A 22,903-nucleotide genomic window follows, 5' to 3' on the forward strand; every position below is an offset into this window, starting at 1 on the left:
TGTACTCACCCTCGCGGGCTTTCCTCCGGGCGCTTCCTTCGTTTCCGACTCTATCAGATCTTTCCGATCCGATTTCCTCGGTGCTTTCCGGTCCCGCTTTCCCGACTTTCGTCGTTTCTTTCGGGGCCTTCCGGCGCTCTCCGACTTTATCAGAAGTTCTGAGTCGGATTTCCCGTCCTTCAGTTTCACTCTCCTGGCACACGGTGGTGCCCGGGGCTTCCCCTCTGGCGGAGCCGTAAACGTACTTGAGGGGGGCGCCCCGATGCAAATCGAGGCGCCCCCCTCAGCCGTACGAGCCGGCGGCCCGTCAGACCTCCACGACCACCGGGAGGATCATCGGGCGGCGGCGGTAGGTGTCGGAGACCCACTTGCCCACCGTGCGGCGGATCAGCTGCTGGAGCTGGTGCGGCTCGACCACGCCGTCCTGGGCGGACTTGTTCAGGGCCTGGTCGATCTTCGGGAGCACCGCGTCGAAGGCGGAGTCCTCGATGCCGGAGCCGCGGGCGTGGACGTGCGGGCCGCCCACGATCTTGCCGGTGGAGGCGTCCACGACCACGTAGACCGAGATGATGCCCTCCTCACCGAGGATCCGGCGGTCCTTCAGGGAGGCCTCGGTGACGTCGCCGACCGAGAGGCCGTCCACGTACACGTAACCCGCCTGGACCTTGCCGGTGATCCGGGCGCGGCCGTCGACCAGGTCGACGACGACGCCGTCCTCGGCGATGACGATGTGGTCCTTGGGGATGCCCGTCATCGCGCCGAGCTCGGCGTTGGCGCGCAGGTGGCGCCATTCGCCGTGGACCGGCATGAGGTTCTTCGGCTTGCAGATGTTGTAGAAGTACAGCAGCTCGCCGGCGGAGGCGTGGCCCGAGACGTGGACCTTGGCGTTGCCCTTGTGGACGACGTTGGCGCCCCAGCGGGTCAGGCCGTTGATCACGCGGTAGACCGCGTTCTCGTTGCCCGGGATGAGCGAGGACGCCAGGATCACGGTGTCGCCGGGGACGATCCGGATCTGGTGGTCGCGGTTGGCCATCCGGGAGAGGGCGGCCATCGGCTCGCCCTGGGAGCCCGTACAGACCAGCACGACCTCGTCGTCCGGCAGGTCGTCGAGGGTCTTGACGTCGACGACGAGGCCGGCGGGGACGCGCAGGTAGCCCAGGTCACGGGCGATGCCCATGTTGCGGACCATGGAGCGGCCGACGAAGGCGACCCGGCGGCCGTACTCGTGGGCGGCGTCCAGGATCTGCTGGATGCGGTGCACGTGGCTGGCGAAGCTGGCCACGATGATGCGCTTCTGGGCGTTCGCGAAGACGTTGCGCAGGACGTTGGAGATGTCGCGCTCGTGCGGCGTGAAGCCCGGGACCTCGGCGTTCGTCGAGTCGGTGAGCAGGAGGTCGATGCCCTCCTCGCTCAGCCGCGCGAAGGCGTGCAGGTCGGTGAGGCGGTTGTCCAGCGGGAGCTGGTCCATCTTGAAGTCGCCGGTGTGGACGGCCATGCCCGCAGGGGTGCGGATGGCGACGGCCAGGGCGTCCGGGATGGAGTGGTTGACGGCGATGAACTCGCAGTCGAAGGGACCGAGGCGCTCCCGGTCCCCCTCCGCCACCTCGAGGGTGAGCGGACGGATGCGGTGCTCCTGGAGCTTGGCCTCGATGAGGGCGAGGGTCAGCTTGGAGCCGATGAGCGGGATGTCCTGCTTCATGCGGAGCAGGTACGGCACGCCACCGATGTGGTCCTCGTGGCCGTGGGTCAGGACGATGCCGACGACGTCGTCGAGGCGGTCCTGGATGGTGGTGAAGTCGGGCAGGATCAGGTCGACGCCCGGCTGCTCCTCCTCGGGGAAGAGGACGCCGCAGTCGACGATCAGGAGGCGGCCGTCGTACTCGAAGACCGTCATGTTCCGGCCGATCTCACCGAGGCCGCCGAGCGGGGTGACGCGGAGGCCGCCCTTGGCAAGCTTCGGCGGGGCGCCGAGTTCGGGATGCGGATGGCTCAAAAGTCTCTCCTCACCACACGCGCCACGTACCGCTTCGGCACGTGGCGCGCATGACATTCGTGCACTTGCTGTTTGTCTTCAGTTACGGGTGTTCAGTTACGGGTGTTCAGTTGTGAAGTCTGTTGTCAGAGCTGTACCCCGCCGGCGGCCAGGTCGACCTTGAGCTGGGCGGTCTCCTCGGCGGAGAGCTCGACGAGCGGCAGCCGCAGCGGGCCGGCCGGCAGGCCCTGGAGGGCGAGGGCGGCCTTGGTGGTCATGACGCCCTGGGTGCGGAACATGCCGGTGAAGACCGGGAGCAGCCGCTGGTGGATCTCGGTGGCCTTCTGGACGTCGCCGGCCAGGTAGGCGTCGACCATGGCGCGCAGCTCGGGGGCGACGACGTGGCCGACGACGGAGACGAAGCCGCAGGCGCCGACCGAGAGCAGCGGCAGGTTGAGCATGTCGTCGCCGGAGTACCAGGCGAGGCCCGACCGGGCGATGGCCCAGCTCGCGCGGCCGAGGTCGCCCTTGGCGTCCTTGTTGGCGACGATCCGGGGGTGCTCGGCGAGCCGGACGATGGTCTCGGTGTCGATCGGGACGCCGCTGCGGCCGGGGATGTCGTAGAGCATCACCGGGAGCTCGGTGGCGTCGGCGATGGCCGAGAAGTGCCGGTACAGGCCCTCCTGCGGGGGCTTGTTGTAGTACGGGGTGACGGCGAGCAGGCCGTGCGCGCCGTCGCGCTCCGCCGTACGGGCGAGTTCGAGGGTGTGGTGGGTGTCGTTGGTTCCGATGCCGGCGACGACGTGGGCGCGGTCGCCGACCGCCTCCAGTACGGCCCGTACGAGCTGCGATTTCTCCGCGTCGGTGGTGGTCGGGGACTCGCCGGTGGTGCCGTTGACGATCAGGCCGTCGTTGCCCGCGTCGACGAGGTGGGTGGCGAGTCGCTGGGCGCCGTCGAGGTCGAGTGCGCCGTCCGCCGTGAAGGGCGTGACCATGGCGGTGAGGACCCGCCCGAAGGGGGTCTGCGGAGTGGAGATCGGAGCCATGGGTAACACGCTACTCGCTGCTCAGCGCCGGGTGCCCCCTCGGGGGACGCGATAAAGGGAGCCCGGCACTGCCTGCTCGGGGGTTCAAGCAGTGCCGGGTCCGTTTGATCAGCCTAGATGAACTTCACGAAACGTCGCAATACGGACACTTCGCTCGCGAACTTCGTACTTTTGTGCGTGGCGACGTGTGCGTTGCTACGGAGCTACGGAGCCACCCGGCCGTTCTTGTTGAAGGCGGCGTAGGTCAGCGGCATCAGCCGGGCCCAGTGCTCCTCCATCTTCTCGCCGACCATCTCGATCTCCCGCTGCGGGAAGGACGGCACGGCGGCGAGCTCGTGCTGGGTGCGCAGGCCGAGGAAGTGCATCAGCGAGCGCGCGTTGCAGGTCGCGTACATCGAGGAGTAAAGACCCACCGGCAGGACCGAACGGGCGACCTCGCGGGCGACGCCGGCGGCCAGCATCTCCTGGTACGTCCCGTACGCCTGGCGGTACGAGTCCTCCATGGCCCGGCTCGTCAGCTCGTGCTGCGCCTCGGTGCCCTCGACGAAGACGTACTTGCCCGGGCGGCCCTCCTGGACCAGCTTGCGGGAGGTGTCGGGGACGTAGAAGACCGGCTCCAGCTCCCTGTAGCGGCCCGACTCCTCGTTGTACGACCAGCCCACCCGGTGCCGCATGAACTCGCGGAACACGAAGATCGGGGCGCTGATGAAGAAGGTCATCGAGTTGTGCTCGAAGGGGCTGCCGTGGCGGTCCCGCATCAGGTAGTTGATCAGGCCCTTCGAGCGCTCCGGGTCCTTCTGGAGCTCCTCCAGGGACTGCTCGCCCGCCGTGGACACCCGAGCCGCCCAGAGGACGTCGGAGTCGGCCGCCGCGCTCTTGACCAGCTCAACGGTGACGTCGCTCCGTAGTTCGATCTTGACGTTCTCTGCAGGGGTGTCGGTCACCGGCGGTCCTTCCAGTCAGTGCGGGTGGCGTCGTCCACTCTAACGACGTCCTCCCTGAGGATGAGATTCGGCCGCTTTGATGAAAAAACGGCACCTAAGCGCCGCTTCCGTCGTCTGTAGAGACGACAGGCACCTTTCGGCATCGAATCCCAGGGAGCGTGGCCCCATGCCCAGCCGGCGAGAAGCCGTACCGTTCGCGTTCGTCGCGGAGTCCGACAGCTTCCGCAGTAACGTCACTCCGCCGCCGCGGGAGCGGCTCAGGCCGGGCCAGCTCCTGGGCCGTACGCTGATCGGACTGACCGTGGCCGCCGGCCTCGTGGGTTCCCTCGTCCTCGGTATGCCGTCCCTGGACTCCCAGCACGCGAACGGGCGCCAGCAGCAGTCCGAGGCTTCCGACGGGCGCTGAGGTAGCCTCACCGGGCACAGCCCACCGAACGTGCTTGTGAGTGAGGACCCGTCGTGCCCCTGCCCTTTCTGACGGCCGACCGTGATTTCGGCGCCGACGACGTCGCCCTGCCGTTCGACGACCACGACGTGTGGCGTCGGCCGTACCGGCCCGGGCCGTGGCGGGTGGGGATCGCCGCGCTGGCGCTGCTGCTCGCCTCGTTCGTGCTGATCGCGGCCGTCGTCATCGCCGCCGCCGGCGCGCTGGGCGGGGCGGGGCTCACCTTCGGGTGCGCCGCGCTGGTCATCTGCGGCGCGCTGCGCCTGCTGCGCATGGGTGTCTGGGTGAGCCGGGCGGGCCTACGGCAGGTCTCCTTCCTCAGGACGCGGACCGTGCCGTGGCGGGAGGCCGCCTCGGTGCGCACCGCCCAGCAGCCGGTGCGCTGGCTGGGACTGCCCCGCACGGTCCAGGGCCAGGCCCTCGTCCTCGTACGGCGCGACGGTGAGCAGACCCCGCTGCTCACCGATCACAACGCCGACTTCCTCTCCCGCGTCGAGGCCTTCGACCGCGCCGCGGACACGGTCGAGGCCTGGAACGCCGAGTACGGCGAGCACGCGGAGCAGGCGGAGAGCCCGGCGTACGCCGGAGCGCGCTGACCCCGGCGTACGGCTGACCCCGGCGTACGGCTCAGGCCGCCTCGTGCAGCGCGATCGCGCGCTGCATGGCCTGGCGGGCCCGCGGGGTGTCGCGGGCGTCGTGGTAGGCCACCGCGAGGCGGAACCAGCAGCGCCAGTCGTCCGGCGAGTCCTCCGTCTCGGCCTTGCGCCGGGCGAAGACCTCGTCGGCCGAGTCGCGGTCGATGCGGCCGCCCTCCGTACGCCTCAGCTCGTCGACGGGCAGGCCGCCCTCGGCCTCCAGGAGCGCGGCAAGCCGGTTCGCCCGGCGCGCGAAGCGGGTGTTCTTCCAGAGGAACCAGGCGCCCACCACCGGCAGCACGAAGGCGACGGCGCCCATGCCCATCGCCGCCGGCTCGCCGGTCAGCAGCAGGAGGACGCCCTCCATCCCCACCACGCCGAAGACGAGCACGAGGACGGTGGCGAGGAAGACGTACGTGATCTTTCCGCCCATGACCGTCAGCCCAGGTCCAGGAAGTGTTCCAGGCCGAAGGTGAGGCCCGGGGTGGTCACGACGCGGCGGGCGCCGAGCAGGATGCCCGGCATGAAGCTGGAGTGGTGCAGCGAGTCGTGCCGCACGGTGAGGGTCTCGCCCTCGCCGCCGAGCAGCACCTCCTGGTGGGCGAGCAGGCCCGCGAGGCGTACGGAGTGCACCCGGACGCCGTCCACGTCGGCGCCGCGGGCGCCTTCGAGGCCGTGCGCGGTGTTGTCCGGCTGGGCGCCGCGGCCGGCCTCGGCGCGGGCGGCGGCGATCAGCTGGGCGGTGCGGGTGGCGGTGCCGGAGGGGGCGTCCACCTTGTGCGGGTGGTGCAGTTCGACGACCTCGACGGACTCGAAGTACGGGGCCGCGAGCTGCGCGAACTTCATGGTGAGGACCGCGCCGATGGAGAAGTTCGGCGCGATCAGCACACCGGTCTGCGGGGACTGGTCGAGCCAGCCCCCGAGCTGCGCGAGGCGCTCCTCGGTCCAGCCGGTGGTCCCGACGACCGCGTGGATGCCGTGGCGCACGCAGAAGTCGAGGTTGCCCATGACCGAGCCGGGGGTGGTCAGCTCGACGGCGACCTGGGCGTCCGCCTCGACGAGGGACTCCAGCTTGTCGCCGCGGCCGAGGGCGGCGACCAGTTCCATGTCCTCGGCGGCCTCGACGGCCCTGACCGCCTCGGAGCCGATGCGGCCCTGGGCTCCGAGGACCGCCACGCGCAGCTTGCTCATCTGATTCCTTAGGGTGCGGGACTTGGGTGCGGGAACGGGGTGCTCAGGCGACCACGGAGTGGAGGCGGTCGGCCTGCTTGTCCTTCAGCGGTCCTATCACCGAGAGCGAGGGCCGCTGCTCCAGTACATCGCGGGCCACCGCGCGCACTTCCTCGGGGGTGACGGCGGCGATGGTGGCCAGCATGTCGTCGACCGACATCTGGGTGCCCCAGCACAGCTCGCTCTTGCCGATGCGGTTCATCAGCGCGCCGGTGTCCTCCAGGCCGAGCACGGTGGAGCCGGAGAGCTGGCCGACGGCGCGGGCGATCTCCTCGTCGGTGAGCCCGTCGGAGGCCACCTTCTCGAGCTCGTCCCGGCAGATCTTCAGCACGTCGTGGACCTGGCTGGGCCGGCAGCCCGCGTACACGCCGAAGAGGCCGCAGTCCGCGAAGCCGGAGGTGTACGAGTACACGCTGTAGGCCAGGCCGCGCTTCTCCCGCACCTCCTGGAAGAGGCGGGAGGACATGCCGCCGCCGAGGGCGGTGTTCAGGACGCCGAGCGCCCAGCGGCGCTCGTCGGTGCGGGCCAGGCCCGGCATGCCGAGCACCACGTGCGCCTGCTCCGTCTTGCGGCCGAGGACCTCGACCCTTCCGGCCGTCTTGATCGTGCGGTGTCCGTCGCGCGGGGCGACGGGGACGGCGGCGGTACGGGTGAGGGCGCCGGCCTTCTCGAAGGCGCGGCGGACCTGGCGTACCACCGTGGCGTGGTCGACGTTGCCGGCGGCTGCGACGACCAGGTGCGTCGGGTCGTAGTGCTTCTTGTAGAAGCGGGCGATCCGGCCGCGGTCGAGGGCGCTGACGGTCTCGACGGTGCCGAGGACCGGGCGGCCCAGCGGGGTGTCGCCGAACATCGTCTTCGCGAACAGGTCGTGGACCACGTCGCCGGGGTCGTCCTCGGTCATCGCGATCTCTTCGAGGATCGCGCCGCGCTCGACGTTGACGTCCTCTTCGAGGATGAGCGAGCCGGTGAGCATGTCGCAGACGACGTCGATCGCCAGCGGCAGGTCGGTGTCGAGGACCCGGGCGTAGTAGCAGGTGTACTCCTTCGCCGTGAAGGCGTTCATCTCGCCGCCGACCGCGTCGATCGCGGCGGAGATGTCGAGGGCGGACCGCTTCGCGGTGCCCTTGAAGAGGAGGTGCTCCAGGTAGTGGGTGGCACCGTTCAGCGCCGGGGTCTCGTCGCGGGAGCCGACGTGCGCCCAGATGCCGAAGGTGGCGGAGCGCACCGAGGGCAGGGTCTCGGTGACGATGCGGAGGCCGCCGGGGAGGGTCGTGCGGCGGACGATGCCGACGCCGTTCCGGCCCGGAAGAAGCGTTTGGGTACGGGCGACGGCCCGCCCCTCGGAGGAGGGGCGGGCCGTCGTCGCGGAACTGCGGGACGTCACTGGTCGGCAGCGTCCTTCTCAGTCTCCTCGCCCTCGATCACGGGGATCAGGGAGAGCTTGCCGCGCTGGTCGATCTCGGCGATCTCGACCTGCACCTTGGTGCCGACCGCGAGCACGTCCTCGACGTTCTCCACGCGCTTGCCACCGGCGAGCTTGCGGATCTGCGAGATGTGCAGCAGGCCGTCCTTGCCGGGCATGAGGGAGACGAAGGCACCGAAGGTGGTGGTCTTGACGACCGTACCCAGGTAGCGCTCGCCGACCTCCGGCATGGTCGGGTTGGCGATGCCGTTGATCGTGGCGCGGGCGGCCTCGGCGGCCGGGCCGTCGGCGGCACCGATGTAGATGGTGCCGTCGTCCTCGATCGTGATCTCGGCGCCGGTGTCCTCCTGGATCTGGTTGATCATCTTGCCCTTGGGGCCGATGACCTCACCGATCTTGTCCACGGGGATCTTGACGGTGATGATCCGCGGGGCGTTCGGGGACATCTCGTCCGGCGTGTCGATCGCTTCCATCATCACGTCGAGGATGTGGAGGCGGGCGTCGCGGGCCTGCTTGAGGGCCGCGGCCAGGACGGAGGCCGGGATGCCGTCCAGCTTGGTGTCGAGCTGGAGGGCGGTGACGAACTCCTTCGTACCGGCGACCTTGAAGTCCATGTCGCCGAACGCGTCCTCCGCACCGAGGATGTCGGTGAGGGTGACGTAGTGCGTCTCGCCGTCGATCTCCTGGGAGATCAGGCCCATGGCGATACCGGCGACGGGGGCCTTCAGCGGCACACCGGCGTTCAGCAGCGACATGGTGGAGGCGCAGACCGAGCCCATGGACGTCGAGCCGTTGGAGCCGAGGGCCTCGGACACCTGGCGGATCGCGTAGGGGAACTCCTCGCGGGTCGGCAGGACCGGGACGAGGGCGCGCTCGGCGAGGGCGCCGTGGCCGATCTCGCGGCGCTTCGGGGAGCCGACGCGGCCGGTCTCGCCGGTGGAGTACGGCGGGAAGTTGTAGTTGTGCATGTAGCGCTTGCGGGTCACCGGGGAGAGGGTGTCCAGCTGCTGCTCCATGCGGAGCATGTTGAGGGTGGTGACGCCCAGGATCTGGGTCTCGCCACGCTCGAACAGGGCGGAGCCGTGCACGCGCGGGATCGCCTCGACCTCGGCGGCGAGCGTACGGATGTCCGTCACGCCACGGCCGTCGATGCGGACCTTGTCCTTGATGACGCGCTCGCGCACCAGGGCCTTGGTCAGGGAGCGGTAGGCGGCGGAGATCTCCTTCTCGCGGCCCTCGAAGGCCGGGAGGAGCTTCTCGGCGGCGAGCTCCTTGACGCGGTCGAGCTCGGCCTCGCGCTCCTGCTTGCCGGCGATGGTGAGCGCCTGGGCGAGCTCGGCGCGGACCGCGTCGGACAGGGCCGCGTACACGTCGTCCTGGTAGTCCAGGAAGATCGGGAACTCGGTCTCGGGCTTGGCGGCCTTGGCGGCGAGGTCGGCCTGGGCCTTGCACAGGACCTTGATGAACGGCTTCGCGGCCTCGAGGCCGGCGGCGACGATCTCCTCGGTCGGCGCCTCGGCGCCGCCCTTGACGAGCTGGATGGTCTGCTCGGTGGCCTCGGCCTCGACCATCATGATCGCGACGTCGCCGTCCTCCAGGGTGCGGCCCGCGACGACCATGTCGAAGACGGCGTCCTCGAGCTCGGTGTGCGTCGGGAACGCGACCCACTGGCCCTTGATCAGGGCGACGCGGACGCCGCCGATCGGGCCGGAGAAGGGCAGGCCGGCCAGCTGGGTGGACGCGGACGCGGCGTTGATCGCGACGACGTCGTACAGGTGGTCGGGGTTGAGCGCCATGATCGTGGCGACGACCTGGATCTCGTTGCGCAGGCCCTTCTTGAAGGACGGGCGCAGCGGGCGGTCGATCAGGCGGCAGGTGAGGATCGCGTCCTCGGAGGGCCGGCCCTCCCGGCGGAAGAAGGAGCCGGGGATCTTGCCGGCGGAGTACATCCGCTCCTCGACGTCCACCGTCAGCGGGAAGAAGTCGAGCTGGTCCTTGGGCTTCTTCGACGCGGTGGTCGCGGAGAGGACCATCGTGTCGTCGTCCAGGTACGCGACGGCGGAGCCGGCGGCCTGGCGGGCCAGACGGCCCGTCTCGAAGCGGATGGTGCGGGTGCCGAAGGCGCCGTTGTCGATGACGGCCTCGGCGTAGTGGGTCTCGTTCTCCACTAGCGGTTTCTCCTACGTGTTCGTCTTTGCGTCCGCGGACCCGTGTGGTCCGGGACGGTGCGGGAGAAGCACTGTGATGGCGGGCCGGTCTTCGATCGAAGCCTCCGGGAGTTCTGCCCGGGGACCACTACCGAGGACCGGCGGCGGGCCGGCTGCTTCTCGCGCGGTGATGTGGCGTTGTGCGACCAGACTAAGGTCCGGTGGCACCTTCGCGCACGTACAGCAAAGGGAGCGGCCCCCTGAAAGTGGGAACCGCTCCCTTCACGGCGTCCTTACTTGGCGCCGCCGGCCGCACCGCGGCGGATGCCGAGGCGGTCGACCAGCGTACGGAAGCGCTGGATGTCCTTCTTGGCCAGGTACTGCAGCAGACGGCGGCGCTGACCGACCAGGATCAGCAGACCACGACGGGAGTGGTGGTCGTGCTTGTGGGACTTGAGGTGCTCGGTCAGGTCCGAGATGCGGCGGGACAGCATCGCGACCTGGACCTCGGGGGAGCCGGTGTCGCCCTCCTTGGTGCCGAACTCGGCCATGATCTGCTTCTTGACGGCGGCGTCGAGAGCCACGCGGATCTCCTCTTGGTTCGTGCGCCCACGAGTGCCCCTGGTCTAGGTCTCAGGGGAAACTTCCGTGACTCGGGAGCGAAGGTCCGATGAGCGCTGCTTCCAGAGGTTCGAAGCTTCCGGGAGCGCGTACACAAACGGCCGTCACACAGCGTACCAGCTCGCCCAGGGGTACCCGGAGGCGCCCTTCGTACGGGCCCGGGCTCAGCCGGTGAGCGAGCGGGCCCGCATGAAGACGTCGAGGACGGCGAGGCACAGCGGGACCAGCGCGAGCAGGACGAAGCCCTCGGTGAGGTCGAGCAGCCTCCCCCAGAAGGGTGACAGGCCCTTGCGCGGGATGATCAGGCCGATCGCGGTGACGAGGGCGGCGCCGGCGGCGACGGCCGCGGTGAGCCAGATCGTACGGATGTCGAGGCCGCCGCGGTCCCCGTACATCACGAGGTCCGCGACCAGGTCGGTCGGCGGGTTCAGGGAGAGGCCCAGGATCAGCAGGGCGATCGCGGCGAGGCCGGCCACCAGGACGCAGGCGACCTGCGAGGTGTAGCGGAAGAGGCGGGCGCGCAGCAGCATCGCGAGGCCGGCGGCGAGAGCGAGCAGCTGGCCCCAGACGTTCCCGGCGAAGCCGAGCACGGCGCAGGAGCCGACGACGACGGCCGCGCAGCCGCCGACCAGGCCGAGCAGCATCTCGTGGCCGCGGCGGGCCTGCAGCGCGATCCGCTCGGCGTCGACGGGCTGGGCCTCGGCGAGCACGGGCTGGTGCGGGTCGGCGGCGAAGTCGTCGTCGGTGGCGCTGCGCGGGGAGGCGTAGCCGATGGGGAGGCGGGCGAAGCGGGCCGAGAGGCCGGGCAGGAAGGCGACCAGGCCGATGGCGGCGGGCACGCAGACGGCGGCGGTCTCGGTGGCGGACGCCTCGGTGAGGATCGCGGCGAAGGTGGCGAGGGTGCCGACGGTGGCCAGGAAGGTCGCGGCGACGAAGGGGGCGTCGCCGCTCGGGGTGAGCGCGACGAGGGTGACGGCGGCGACCAGGACGGTGACGCAGCCGAGCAGGAACTGGAGCCGGCCGGGGCCGTGGCCGGCGTCGGGGGCAATGATCCCGGAGCCGGCGATGAGCAGCAGCGGCAGCGCGCCGAGGCCGAGGGTGACGGCGGTGGCCCGGTCCCCGTACACCCGGGCGCGGACGCCGGCGAAGGCCGTGAGGAGCACGCCGCCGGCGCCCGCGATGATGCCGGGCAGGCTGTGCATGTCGTGGCGGACCGGGTCGGCGAACCAGAGCACGAAGCCCATGAGGACGAGCAGCAGCACCGCGCCGACGAGTCCGGCGCCGCGCAGCAGCTCGTCGCTCCACAGGTGCCGGTCGCGGGTGACGGCGGAGGCGACGGCGTCGGAGACGTCGTCGAAGACGGCGGGCGGCAGGGACTCCGCGAACGGGCGCAGGCTGAGCACCTCGCCGTCGAGGACCTGCTGGGCGGCGAGCGTGCGGGCGCCGTCGAGGACGGTGCCGTCGCGGCGGACGAGGTGGTAGCCGGTGGGGGCGCCGGCCGGCTGGGTCTGTCCGGTGAGCCGCAGGATCTCCGGGTAGACGTCGGCGACGGCGATGTCCTCGGGGAGTGCCACGTCGATGCGGCTGTCCGGCGCCACGACGGTGACGCGGCAGAAGCCGGTCGCTGCGGTCGTACTCACGTTTCTGGACCCCCTGATTCGCGGTTGCGCACGGTGCGGGTCACCCTACCGGGGTCCTGTGTCAGTGGCTGCAAGTAGGATCCTTTGCTCTCGGGGGGAGACCGTCGCGAACGGGGCGCCGGTGCGGAAGCTCCCTCACGAGCCCGCCCGTAACGAGGGATTGATGCGCCGGTGAGCCAGATCGTCGTCAAACGCCCGCCGAGGTCCCTTCCTCCGGAAGTCCCCAGCGAGGAACTGGTCCTGGAGTCCCCGCCGGAACTGCCGCGGGGGCAGCAGGAGTCCGCGCTGATGCAGCTCCTGCCGATGCTCGGCATGGGCTCCTCGGTGGTGTTCTTCTTCATGACGCCGTCCCCGATCATGAAGATCATGGGCACGCTGATGCTGGCGTCGACGGTCGGCATGGCGATCGCCCAGTTCGTCAGATTCCGCCGGGGTGCGCAGGGGCAAATGGCCGATGTCCGGCGGGACTACCTCAAATACCTCGCCCAGACACGGCGTGCGGTGCGGCGCACCGCGCGCAAGCAGCGCGACGCGCAGCTGTACCTTCACCCGGCGCCCGAGCAGTTGTGGTCGGTGGTCGCCGAGGGCTCGCGGGTCTGGGAGCGGCGGGTCGGCGACAACGACTTCGCGCAGGCGCGGATCGGGCTCGGCGCCCAGCAGTTGGCGACGCCGCTGGTGGCGCCGGACACGGCTCCGGTGGACGAGCTGGAGCCGCTGTGCGCGGGCGCGATGCAGCAGTTCCTGGCGGTGCACGGCACGCTGGACGGGCTGCCGATGGCGGTGTCGCTGCGGGCCTTCTACCACGTGACGGTGTCCGGCGACCCGGAGGCGGCGCAGTCCGCGGCGCGCGGTCTGGTGGCCCAACTGGTCACGCTGCACTCCCCCGACGACCTGATGGTGGCCGTGGTGGCGGCGCGGGGCGCGCAGGAGCGCTGGGACTGGACGAAGTGGCTGCCGCACACGCAGGTGCCGGGCGCGGTCGACGGGGCCGGCACGAAGCGCCTGTTCGGCGACGACCTGGGCGAGCTGGAGCAGCTGCTCCGGTCGCGGCTCGACGGGCGGCCGCGGTTCAGCCGGGACAGCCAGCCGGTCCTGGACCAGCCGCACGTGGTGGTCGTCCTGGACGGCGGGATGGTGCCGCCGGACTCGCTGTTCGCGGCGGCCGAGGGGCTCCAGGGCGTGACCATCGTGGAGGTGGTGTCCGGCGAGCTCGACGAGCCGCGCGGCGGTCTGTCGGTGGTCGTGCGGCCCGGGCGGCTGCGCCTGGAGTCCGGTGGCGGTTTCGCGTACGAGGGCGTGCCGGACGTCATGTCGCTCCAGGCCGCCGAGGCGCTGGCCCGGCAGCTGGCGCCGCTGCGGATGGGTGGCGGAGACGACGACGAACCGCTCCTCGCCAACCTGGACTTCACCGATCTGCTGAACCTGGGCGACGCGGCGTCGGTGGACGTGGCGCGCACCTGGCGGCCGCGGTCGGTGGCGGAGCGGCTGCGGGTGCCGATCGGCGTCGGCGAGGACGGCGGGCCGGTCATGCTGGACCTGAAGGAGGCCGCGCAGGAGGGCATGGGTCCGCACGGCCTGTGCGTGGGCGCGACCGGTTCCGGCAAGTCGGAGCTGCTGCGCACGCTGGTCCTCGGCCTCGCGGTGACGCACTCCTCGGAGACGCTGAACTTCGTCCTCGCGGACTTCAAGGGCGGTGCGACCTTCGCCGGCATGTCGCAGATGCCGCACGTGGCGGCGGTCATCACCAACCTGGCGGACGACCTGACGCTGGTCGACCGCATGGGTGACGCGATCCGCGGCGAGCTGCAGCGGCGCCAGGAGCTGCTGCGTTCGGCGGGCAACTACGCCAACATCCACGACTACGAGAAGGCGCGGGCGGCCGGCGCTCCGCTGGAGCCGCTGGCCTCGCTCGTCCTGGTCATCGACGAGTTCTCCGAGCTGCTCACCGCCAAGCCCGACTTCATCGACATGTTCATCCAGATCGGCCGCATCGGCCGCTCCCTGGGTGTGCATCTGCTGCTCGCCTCGCAGCGCCTGGAGGAGGGCAAGCTGCGCGGCCTCGACACGTACCTCTCGTACCGGATCGGTCTGCGGACCTTCTCGGCGGCGGAGTCGCGCACGGCGATCGGTGTGCCGGACGCCTACCACCTGCCGTCGGTGCCCGGTTCGGGCTATCTGAAGTTCGGTACGGACGAGATGACCCGCTTCAAGGCGGCGTACGTCTCCGGTACGTACCGCACCGGCGGGCCGCGTCTTGAGGCCGGCAACATGCCGATCGAGCGGCGTCCGGCGCTGTTCACCGCGTCGCCGGTGCCGGTGGTGTACGCGGCGCCGGACCCGGCGTACCTGACGGCGCAGCGCTCCGAGGAGGACGACGCGCTCGCGGACACCGTGCTCGACGTGATCGTGCGCCGCCTGGAGGGGCAGGGCGTGCCGGCCCACCAGGTGTGGCTGCCGCCGCTCGACCAGGCGCCGTCGCTCGACCAGCTCCTGCCGGGGCTCGCGCAGACGGCGGACCGCGGGCTCACGGCGACCGAGTACACCCGGCCGGGCGGGCTCACCGTGCCGCTGGGCCTCATCGACAAGCCGTTCGAGCAGCGGCGTGAGGTGCTGTACCGGGACTTCTCCGGCGCGGCGGGCCACATGATGGTGGTCGGCGGTCCGCAGTCCGGCAAGTCGACCCTGATGCGGGCGCTGATCTCGTCGTTCGCGCTCACCCACACCCCGGCCGAGGTGCAGTTCTACTGCCTGGACTTCGGCGGTGGCGGCCTGTCCGCGATCGCGGAGCTGCCGCACGTCGGCGGGGTCGCGTCCCGGCTCGACCCGGAGCGGGTGCGGCGCACGGTCGCCGAGGTGCTCGGCGTGCTCAACCGGCGCGAGGAGTTCTTCCGTTCGCAGAACATCGACTCCATCGCCACCTACCGGCGCAAGCGGGCGGCCGGCGAACTGCCGTCGGAGGCCTGGGGCGACGTCTTCCTGGTCATCGACGGCTGGGGCGGCTTCAAGAACGAGTACGAGGGCCTGGAGGCGTCCGTCGCGGACATCGCCTCCCGCGGCCTCGGCTACGGCATCCACGTCGTCATCACCGCCGCCCGCTACATGGAGGTGCGCGCCGCCCTCAAGGACCAGATGCTGGGGCGTCTGGAGCTGCGGCTCGGTGACGTCATGGACTCCGAGTTCGACCGCAAGGTCGCGGCGAACGTGCCGCAAGGGGTGCCCGGCCGCGGCCAGGTCCCGGAGAAGCTGCACTTCATGGGCGCGCTGCCGCGCATCGACGGATCGAGCTCGGCGGGCGACCTCGCGGAGGGCACGGCGGCCTTCGTCGAGGCCGTGCGCAGCGCCTGGCACGGGCCGTCGACCCCGCCCGTACGGCTCCTGCCGCACAAGCTGTCGGCGGACCGGCTGCCGAAGGGCTTCGAGTTCCCGCAGCACGGCATCGCGATCGGCATCGACGAGACGCGCCTGGAGCCGGTGTTCGTCAACTTCGACACCGACCCGTTCTTCCTGATCTTCGGCGAGAGCGAGTCCGGCAAGACCAACCTGCTGCGGCTCATCGCCAAGCAGATCGGCGAGCGCTACTCGCCCGACGAGGCCAAGCTCGTCGTCGGTGACTACCGGCGGTCGCTGCTCGGCAGTCTGCCGGAGGAGCACCTCCTGGAGTACGCGCCGATGGCGGGCGCCATGCAGATGCACATGGAGGCCCTGTCGGGCGTCTTCGCACGGCGCCAGCCGCCGCAGGACGTGACGCCGCAGCAGCTGCGCGACCGCAGCTGGTGGTCGGGCCCGCAGGTCTTCATCATCGTGGACGACTACGACCTGGTCGCGACGAGCGCCGGCAACCCGCTGGCGCCGCTCGCCGAGTTCCTCCCCTTCGCCCGTGACACGGGCGTCCGCTTCATCATCGCCCGCAACAGCGCGGGGGCCTCGCGCTCGATGTACGAGGCGTTCATGCAGCGCATCAAGGAACTGGGCGCGCAGGGCGTGGTCCTGTCCGGTGACCCCTCGGAGGGCGACCTGCTGGGCAACGCCCGGCCGCGGCCGATGCCGGCGGGGCGTGGCCTGTTCGTGTCGCGGCGGGGTCAGGCGTCGCTGGTGCAGACGGGGCAGATGCCGAAGGAGTGATGCGGGGTGGTGGCGGGCGGCGGCGGGTGAAGGGCCGCCCGCCCCGGCGCCCGGACGTCCGGACAAGCGGCAGGACGAACGAAAGGTTCGGCACGACATGACAGTCCGCGAGATCCTGATGCGGCACTCCCGGCGTCCACTCCGTGCCGTGGCCTCGTGTGCCGCGGTGACGGTGGCCGCGACGGTGCTGACCGGCTGCAGCGCGGTCAACGAGGCGAACGACGAGATGCGGTCCTCCTCCTTCCACTCCTCCGGTGGCACGACCGCGTTCGCCGGTGGGTGGCAGGAGATGTGGTGGAACCCGGACCAGGGGCTGCGCCTCAAGGCCAGTTGGATCGGCGGCTCGGGCGAGATGTACTGCAAGGACGGCACGACGTACACCGGCGCGGCGCTCCTCGCTCAGGCTCTGGGGCAGAAGGGCGAGTCGGTCACCGTGCCGACCCGGTTGGAGGGGACGTACGTGACCTCCGAGCTGCCCGACGACGCCGACTGCGACACGTACTTCAAGATCCCCGCCCAGGTGGAACGCGCCTCCGACCACGACCGCACCCTGCGGGGCAGGAGCGTCGAGGCCTTCACCGTCGAGGCGGCGGCCGACGGCTCGGACACGTCCTCCGACACGTACTACGTGGAGAGCGACACCTCACGCCTCGTCCTGCTGGAGTCGACGCGGAACGGGCGGTCCAGCACGACGACGTACGACTCGTTCGGGGAAGAGTTCACGATCACGTTGCCGGCGGCGGACCGGACGATGCCGCTGGAGGAGTTCCGTAGCCAAGTGAGGGGGAGCTGAGATCACGATGGGATTCGAACAGGAGTGGGGCGCGCTGCGGGGGCAGGCGGCCGAAGGGCAGTCGTCGAGCATGCAGCTGAACCAGGTACCCGGTGACCCTTCGGGGCCGACGGGGAGCGGTGGACCGGGTGACTTCGCGTCGACGCCCGCGCAGAAGCAGGCGGCAGCCAACACGATCGAGACCGAGTTGGAGCCGAACACGAAGAAGGCCACGGACTGGGCCGACGAGTCCTCGAACGCGGCCGTCAAGGCGTTCGACGGCTGGCAGACCGCCGCGGGGCTGAAGAAGGTCCAGGACACCTGGGACCAGCAGGTCAAGACGCTGATGGGCCGGCTGTCGTCGGAGAAGAGCGCGCTGCGTGGCGCGTCGGGGCTCTTCGCGCACAACGACCTCGGCATCCGTGGGCAGTTCGCTCCGGTGTCGAAGTCCAAGATCGACGGCATATAGAGCGGCCACGATGACAAAGCTCAACGACGGGGGCAGCGGATGCTGACGTACGAAGAGATCATGACCACCGACTTCGGGGCGCTGACGACGGCCGCGGACAAGTGGGAGTCGATGGCGGGCGAGATCAAGAAGGTCGAGGACCGCTACAAGGACTCCGTCCAGAAGATCACCATGGGCCCGAACTGGCTCGGCGTCAGCGTGGGCGTCGCCCAGACCAACTTCGCCGGCACCCGCTACGAGTACGCCGCCGCCCAGACCCAGGCCAAGGCCATCGCCTCCCTCCTGCGCGACGCCCACACCCAGTTCGTCGACCTCAAGAACAAGCTCGACTCCGCCCGGGCCGACGCCGTCGAGGCCGGGATGGCCGTGTCGGAGCAGGGCAACGTCACCTTCGACTGGGCCAGACTCTCCGAGGCCGACCGCAGCGCCTACCGGCACGACCCCGACGGCCAGAGGACGATCAGCGAAGGCGTCGCCAAGTGGCAGAAGCACCTCGACGACCGCGTGAAGGCCGTCTCGGACGCCGATGAGGGCGTCAAGATCGCACTCGACGCCGTCGTCGTCGACAGCAACAAGGACATCGGCGGCAGGGGCGACGACCAGCTCAACGGATTCAACGCCGGGGCGAAGGGCGACATCGAGCTCTACGAGGCCGAGAACGCCAAGGACATCGCCACGCGCATCAACAGCGGCGAGAAGGTCTCCGCCGCCGACTACGCCGAGCTGAACCGTGCCTTCCGTGACAACGCCGACAACAAGGCCTTCAGCCAGACCTTCCTTGCCGGCCTCGGCACCGACGGCACCATCAAGCTCTCTGGAAAGCTCAACGACAAGGAACACCAGGACGTGGAGCGCGGGCTCGCCAACACGGTGGCCGGAGCGACCCAAGTGCCGGGGAAGGTCTCCGAGATGCCCCCGGGATCGAAGAAGTTCAACGCATGGCTGAACAGCCCGGACGGCCGGTTCTACAAAGAGTGGACCGAGAGCCTCGACAAGTCCGGCGTCAAGAACTTCGGATCCAACACCCAGCCGCTCTATGGCTATCAGTCGTTCGTCAGCATGATGCAGCACGCCGACGCGAAGTACGACGACCAGTTCCTCTACCAGCTCGGTGACGACCTGATCGACGCGGAGAAGAAGCACGAAGGCATCTTCACCAAGTGGGGTGGCGGCTGGGAGGACAAGGGGATCGAGAGCGACCCGATCGACGGCCTTCTCGGCGTCATGAGCAAGAACCCGGAGGCCGCGACCGCGTTCTTCGACCCGCAGGGCAACGGGCCGGCCGGTGACCACGTCGGCAACGACCACCTGAAATACCTGCTCGGCAGCGGGGACGGCTCGCGCGACTGGCCCAAGAACGTCATCACGGGATACGGGGTCAGCACATTCGACGACTACACGAGCCGGATCGGCCTGGGCGCAGCACTCGAAGCCGCCACCACCGGGCGAGAGCCCGACTCGGCCGGGGCGGCCTTCGACCACCATTCGGAGGCCCAGACGCGGGTGATGCAGGAGTCCATCAACGTCCTGGACAAGGACAGCAAGGGCGACACCATCCCCGACAACCTGAAGGTGCCCCTCGGCCGCGCCCTCGCCGACTACACCGTCGACACCCACGCGATCCTGAGCGGCACCGAGCCCAGCAGCCCAGAGGGCGGCTCAGGCATCAACGCGCGCGGCGACGACTCGAGCATCACCAACAGCAAGCACAGCCTGCTCCGGGTGATGCGCGGGGTGTCCGACGCCACGTACGGGACGACTCCCGACGGCAAGCCCGTCCTCGTCTACGACCTCCTGTACGAGAACGAGAAGCGCTATTCGGCCGAGTACCTGGCCACGGCGCGGGACGCCACGGCCGGCCAGCAGGGCAACGTCGTCGGCGACTGGGACAACAAGGCCCGCCACGTCGGCGAGGTATACGGCGCGATGACGGCCATCGGATCCGACATGATCCTCGACGACCGCGACACCAAGATCGGCAACCTCAACGATGCCATGCGCTACGGGTACCACGGCGTCGGCGGCCTCTTCACCCAGATCCCCGTCGTGGGTGACCCCATTCAGCGCATGGTCGACGCGGCCACCTACGAGTACTCCAAGGACGTGTCGGCCGCCGCGGAAGACGTGGCCAGGTCCAAGGACAGCATCGCCACCTCAACCGGAGTCGGCGGCACGAACGCGCTGATGGACGCCTGGGGAAGCACCCAGGGCATCCAGGGCTCCGAGGCGCACGAACACGCCAAGGGCGAGGCCAAGCAGAGCTTCATCACGGGCCGCGAGGACGCCTACTCGGCGCTGCGAACGAGGAAGTGACATGAGCGACACCAGCGAACCGGCAGATCTCGGACGGAAGGGTGAAAAGGGACGGCGGGGCGGGAAGGGACGGAAGGGCGGGAAGGGGCGGAAGGTCATCGCTCCTCTCCTGGCGATCGCCGTTCTCGCGGTGGGCGCCCACCTGTGGTGGAACACCAACCTCTTCGGGCGCGATCAGGTGTGCGGGGGGCTCGTGCCCACCGACTCGGCCGTGGGCGTCTTCCCGTCGTCCGGCCGCGTCTCCGACCGCGACGGTCTGGACACCCGGCCGGACGACCAGCTCGCCTTCACCTGCACCGTGGAGAACTCGTCCTTCCTCCCGGGGACGGACACCCAGCGGATCCGGATTTCGGCCGGCCGTGAGCGCGGCGACTTTCCCTTCACCGGCGACGGCTGGCTGAACCCCGCGAGGATGTCGTTCTTCTCCGACGGCGCGACCGGCGCAGTGGGCGGTGCCCACGGCTGGGTCCTGCTGCCGGACGCCTGTACGAACGCGAGCGGTCCCGCCGCCGTCGAGGGATACGCTCCGGAGGGCTCGGATCCCGTGCAGCTCGCCCGGCTCCTGACCGACGTGGCCAACCGGGCGGCCGAACGCGCGGGCTGTCCCGCCAAGGAGCCGCTCCGCGCGCCCGCCGCCCTCGCGGCGGCCCCGGGACCGCGACCGATCGACAACGGCGCGGTATGCGGTCTCACAGGGCTGAGGTTCCCCGGACCGGAGTCGGCACGAACCAAGGCGAGAGAGAGGGTCCAGGCACGCCCCCGCCCCACCTGGGCCTGTGAGATCCCGGGATACGCCAGCTACGCCGTGACCCAGGAGCCAGGGATCGTCGACGGCATCCGGTCCTCGCCCGGATACAAGGCGCAGCCTCCGGTGGCCGGTCGCAAGGTCTCTGGCTTCGATCCCTGGCACCTGGTCACCGACTGTGGGGGCAAGCCGACGTACTTCGCCCTGGAGTTCGGCCCCAACTACAACGACGCCGCCGGATCACCCGGCACTCCCCGCATGAAGGACCTGTACGGCAACTTCGTCGAAGCCGCCGGAAAGCAGCTCGGCTGCTGACAACCCCAGAACACATCAGGACGGTCGCCCGACGCCAGACGGGCTCCGCGGCCTCCCCATGCCTGACGCGGCGGCTGCCCTTCTGACCGCCACTGCCGCACAGCACGACAGCGTCCTGGGAGATGTCCAGGACTTCCCGCGCACATTGCGCCCGAACACAGGGACGGAGGCCCGGATGGGTCTGCTCGACAGGTTCACCGGAACCCGGTATCCAGACAGGGGTGTCGCACCCCTGTCCGCCATGGAGGTCCGGGAGGCGCTGCTCGCGGTCAACAGCGCGGACAAGCCGTACGTCGTGCGCAACGCGCGCCCGGCGGAGAACGCCGACCTGGTGGCGGAGTGGCGGATCCTGGAGCCGGCCTGGTGGACCTTCTTCCTCGAGTTTCAGCCGGAGCAGAGCCTCAAGATCAAGCTGCGCCTGGTAGCCGACAAGCACGAGGTACGGGCTCTGGACGAGCAACTGGAGATCAACTGGGTCGGAGGCACGCCCAGGCTGGCCGCTTCGACCAAGTACAGCCGTGGTCAGGTGACCACGACCTCCAGGCAGTGGACGATCGAGCGGGGTGCCGACGGCCGCCGCCACCTGGTCGAGGACTTCGCCTTCGACACGCGGCAGTTGAAGGATCCCCTGCGCGAGGCGGTCCTCGGCGCGGGATGGACCTGGCGGGGAATGCTGGTCAGGCTCTGACCGGCCGGCGGGAGACGAAGCCTCGCGAAATGGGGCGACCCGCCAGGGGCTGGCTGACATCTCGGACATCGCCCTGGGGCAAGGGCTCGGTTGTCACGTCACAACACCGACCGCTCGCACAGACACGCACCGCCCTCCACCGACGGGAAACACGAAACGTATGCACCATCTGAGGCGACGCGCGCTCGCCACCCCCGCGCGTCTGGCCGTCGCCGCACTTTCCCTGTTCACGGCGACCGCCTGCGGCTCCTCCGAGGAGCCGCAGGCAAAGCACCCGGACGACTACGTCTGTGACATCGCCTCGGGGTCCCCCGAGGACAAGATCCTGCGCCACGTGCTGCGGGCGGACACCTACACGACCCTTCACGGGAACCGAACGCCCAAGTTCCTCGACCGCATGCGGACCGAACTGCGCGAACAACCTGGGCACCGCACCACGTACTCCGTACGTCAGTGCAGCTTCTTCCCCGACGGCCGGCGCGGCATGGGTCAGGCCAACATCGATTACATGTGGTCCCCGCTGTCCGACGCGAAGAAGACGGCCGTCGTGGAGGACACCCGCTCGTATGCGCTGAACGAGGCGACCGGCACGTCCAACGACGTCTCCACCCATCTTTACGTGCCGTGTGTCCTGCCTGGCACACCAAGTGCCTCGAAAGGACTGCTGCTCCACGCGGAGGGCTCGTTCACCGTGAACCTGGGGGCGGTCAAGGACCACGGCACCCAGGACCAGCAGATGGAGTTCGTCCACCGCATGGCTCGCCGGGCCACGGAGGCCCTGGGCTGCGAGAACGCACCGCTGAAGAAAACTCCCGTGTTCACACCGCTGCGTGTGACCGTCACCCCGTCGACCGGAGGAACCCGGTAATGAAGCGCGTCACGCGAACGGTGGCCAACTCCGGCGAGCAGTCGATCACGCCGGACCAGGTCTTGAAGCTGGCGCAGACCTTCGCCGCCCAGGTATGAACCACTTCGACAGCGCAACCGCCTTGCAGGTGGAGTGATTCCGCGGGATCCGGGTGACAGGCACAGGCCCGGCCACCCATCATTGAGCTGCAACGTTGTTGCGCCGCAGTCGACGCACGAAGGAGCAGAGCCAGATGGGCACTCAGCAGGAGAAGGACGAGCTGTACGCGCTCGACATCAGCGGTGTCGAGTGGCAGGGCGCCCCCGGCACGAGCCCCGACGAGGAGCGGGTGGAGATCGCGCACCTGCCGGGCGGTGGCATCGCGATGCGTTCGTCGCTCGACCACGACACGGTGCTGCGCTACACGAAGGCGGAGTGGGACGCGTTCGTGCTCGGCGCGAAGGACGGCGAGTTCGACCTCATGTGAGGTGGCGCTGCGAGCGTACGAGCAGAGGGCCCGCTCCGGGAC

Annotated in this window: 19 protein-coding genes; 10 read left to right on the top strand and 9 right to left on the bottom strand. The window is 69.9% G+C overall.

Annotation, left to right across the window (positions count from 1 at the left end; genetic code table 11):
- Nucleotides 1–307: 307 nt before the first annotated feature.
- The 3 genes from ACWEJX_RS32770 to thyX all read right to left on the bottom strand — a co-directional run bounded on the left by ACWEJX_RS32770 (nucleotide 308) and on the right by thyX (nucleotide 3,962).
- Nucleotides 308–1,993, bottom strand: a complete 1,686-nt coding sequence (locus ACWEJX_RS32770) for a ribonuclease J (RefSeq protein ID WP_451611055.1) — start codon at nucleotides 1,991–1,993, stop codon at nucleotides 308–310.
- Between the two features lie 125 nt (nucleotides 1,994–2,118).
- On the bottom strand, nucleotides 2,119–3,018 hold the full coding sequence (dapA, locus tag ACWEJX_RS32775) for a 4-hydroxy-tetrahydrodipicolinate synthase (protein ID WP_451611056.1): 900 nt from the start codon (nucleotides 3,016–3,018) through the stop codon (nucleotides 2,119–2,121).
- Nucleotides 3,019–3,221: 203 nt separating this feature from the next.
- Nucleotides 3,222–3,962: an FAD-dependent thymidylate synthase gene (thyX, locus tag ACWEJX_RS32780; RefSeq protein WP_451611057.1), complete on the bottom strand. Its 741-nt coding sequence runs from the start codon at nucleotides 3,960–3,962 to the stop codon at nucleotides 3,222–3,224.
- A 166-nt stretch (nucleotides 3,963–4,128) separates the two neighbouring features.
- Here thyX and ACWEJX_RS32785 point away from each other — a divergent pair, with 166 nt between their 5' ends.
- Together ACWEJX_RS32785 and ACWEJX_RS32790 are read left to right on the top strand one after the other, a co-directional pair.
- The gene (locus ACWEJX_RS32785) at nucleotides 4,129–4,368 is read left to right on the top strand and encodes a hypothetical protein (protein ID WP_451611058.1); all 240 of its coding nucleotides are present in this window, start codon (nucleotides 4,129–4,131) and stop codon (nucleotides 4,366–4,368) included.
- 53 nt (nucleotides 4,369–4,421) lie between these two features.
- Nucleotides 4,422–5,003, top strand: a complete 582-nt coding sequence (locus ACWEJX_RS32790; RefSeq protein ID WP_451611059.1) for a hypothetical protein — start codon at nucleotides 4,422–4,424, stop codon at nucleotides 5,001–5,003.
- A 31-nt stretch (nucleotides 5,004–5,034) separates the two neighbouring features.
- Here the strand turns inward: ACWEJX_RS32790 and ACWEJX_RS32795 are convergent, their stop codons facing one another.
- The 6 genes from ACWEJX_RS32795 to eccD all read right to left on the bottom strand — a co-directional run bounded on the left by ACWEJX_RS32795 (nucleotide 5,035) and on the right by eccD (nucleotide 12,103).
- Nucleotides 5,035–5,475, bottom strand: a complete 441-nt coding sequence (locus tag ACWEJX_RS32795; RefSeq protein ID WP_451611060.1) for a hypothetical protein — start codon at nucleotides 5,473–5,475, stop codon at nucleotides 5,035–5,037.
- Nucleotides 5,476–5,480: 5 nt separating this feature from the next.
- Nucleotides 5,481–6,233, bottom strand: a complete 753-nt coding sequence (gene dapB, locus ACWEJX_RS32800) for a 4-hydroxy-tetrahydrodipicolinate reductase (RefSeq protein WP_451611061.1) — start codon at nucleotides 6,231–6,233, stop codon at nucleotides 5,481–5,483.
- A 43-nt stretch (nucleotides 6,234–6,276) separates the two neighbouring features.
- Nucleotides 6,277–7,656, bottom strand: coding sequence for a M16 family metallopeptidase (locus ACWEJX_RS32805; protein WP_451611062.1), 1,380 nt, complete (start codon nucleotides 7,654–7,656; stop codon nucleotides 6,277–6,279).
- Nucleotides 7,653–9,863: a polyribonucleotide nucleotidyltransferase gene (locus ACWEJX_RS32810; protein WP_451611063.1), complete on the bottom strand. Its 2,211-nt coding sequence runs from the start codon at nucleotides 9,861–9,863 to the stop codon at nucleotides 7,653–7,655. Before ACWEJX_RS32810 ends, ACWEJX_RS32805 begins: the two co-directional genes overlap by 4 nt.
- A 272-nt stretch (nucleotides 9,864–10,135) precedes the next feature.
- The gene (rpsO, locus tag ACWEJX_RS32815) at nucleotides 10,136–10,426 is read right to left on the bottom strand and encodes a 30S ribosomal protein S15 (protein WP_451611064.1); all 291 of its coding nucleotides are present in this window, start codon (nucleotides 10,424–10,426) and stop codon (nucleotides 10,136–10,138) included.
- A 201-nt stretch (nucleotides 10,427–10,627) separates the two neighbouring features.
- Entirely contained in the window at nucleotides 10,628–12,103 is a 1,476-nt protein-coding gene (gene eccD / locus ACWEJX_RS32820) for a type VII secretion integral membrane protein EccD (RefSeq protein ID WP_451611065.1), read from the bottom strand.
- Between the two features lie 171 nt (nucleotides 12,104–12,274).
- Between eccD and eccCa the strand changes: the two genes are divergently transcribed.
- The 8 genes from eccCa to ACWEJX_RS32860 all read left to right on the top strand — a co-directional run bounded on the left by eccCa (nucleotide 12,275) and on the right by ACWEJX_RS32860 (nucleotide 22,861).
- Nucleotides 12,275–16,225 (top strand): type VII secretion protein EccCa, encoded by a 3,951-nt coding sequence (gene eccCa / locus ACWEJX_RS32825; protein WP_451611066.1) that lies wholly within the window; start codon nucleotides 12,275–12,277, stop codon nucleotides 16,223–16,225.
- Between the two features lie 97 nt (nucleotides 16,226–16,322).
- Nucleotides 16,323–17,018 carry a hypothetical protein gene (locus ACWEJX_RS32830; protein ID WP_451611067.1) on the top strand — a complete coding sequence of 232 codons (696 nt, stop codon included), beginning with the start codon at nucleotides 16,323–16,325 and terminating at the stop codon, nucleotides 17,016–17,018.
- 7 nt (nucleotides 17,019–17,025) lie between these two features.
- Nucleotides 17,026–17,466 carry a hypothetical protein gene (locus ACWEJX_RS32835; RefSeq protein ID WP_451611068.1) on the top strand — a complete coding sequence of 147 codons (441 nt, stop codon included), beginning with the start codon at nucleotides 17,026–17,028 and terminating at the stop codon, nucleotides 17,464–17,466.
- Between the two features lie 60 nt (nucleotides 17,467–17,526).
- The gene (locus tag ACWEJX_RS32840) at nucleotides 17,527–19,779 is read left to right on the top strand and encodes a hypothetical protein (protein ID WP_451611069.1); all 2,253 of its coding nucleotides are present in this window, start codon (nucleotides 17,527–17,529) and stop codon (nucleotides 19,777–19,779) included.
- 1 nt (nucleotide 19,780) lies between these two features.
- Nucleotides 19,781–20,839 (top strand): hypothetical protein, encoded by a 1,059-nt coding sequence (locus ACWEJX_RS32845; RefSeq protein WP_451611070.1) that lies wholly within the window; start codon nucleotides 19,781–19,783, stop codon nucleotides 20,837–20,839.
- 175 nt (nucleotides 20,840–21,014) lie between these two features.
- Nucleotides 21,015–21,527 (top strand): hypothetical protein, encoded by a 513-nt coding sequence (locus ACWEJX_RS32850; protein WP_451611071.1) that lies wholly within the window; start codon nucleotides 21,015–21,017, stop codon nucleotides 21,525–21,527.
- Between the two features lie 160 nt (nucleotides 21,528–21,687).
- Nucleotides 21,688–22,395 (top strand): hypothetical protein, encoded by a 708-nt coding sequence (locus ACWEJX_RS32855; protein WP_451611072.1) that lies wholly within the window; start codon nucleotides 21,688–21,690, stop codon nucleotides 22,393–22,395.
- Between the two features lie 232 nt (nucleotides 22,396–22,627).
- Nucleotides 22,628–22,861: a DUF397 domain-containing protein gene (locus ACWEJX_RS32860; protein WP_389209133.1), complete on the top strand. Its 234-nt coding sequence runs from the start codon at nucleotides 22,628–22,630 to the stop codon at nucleotides 22,859–22,861.
- Nucleotides 22,862–22,903: the final 42 nt, after the last annotated feature.

Source organism: Streptomyces sp. NPDC004788, from assembly GCF_053601115.1.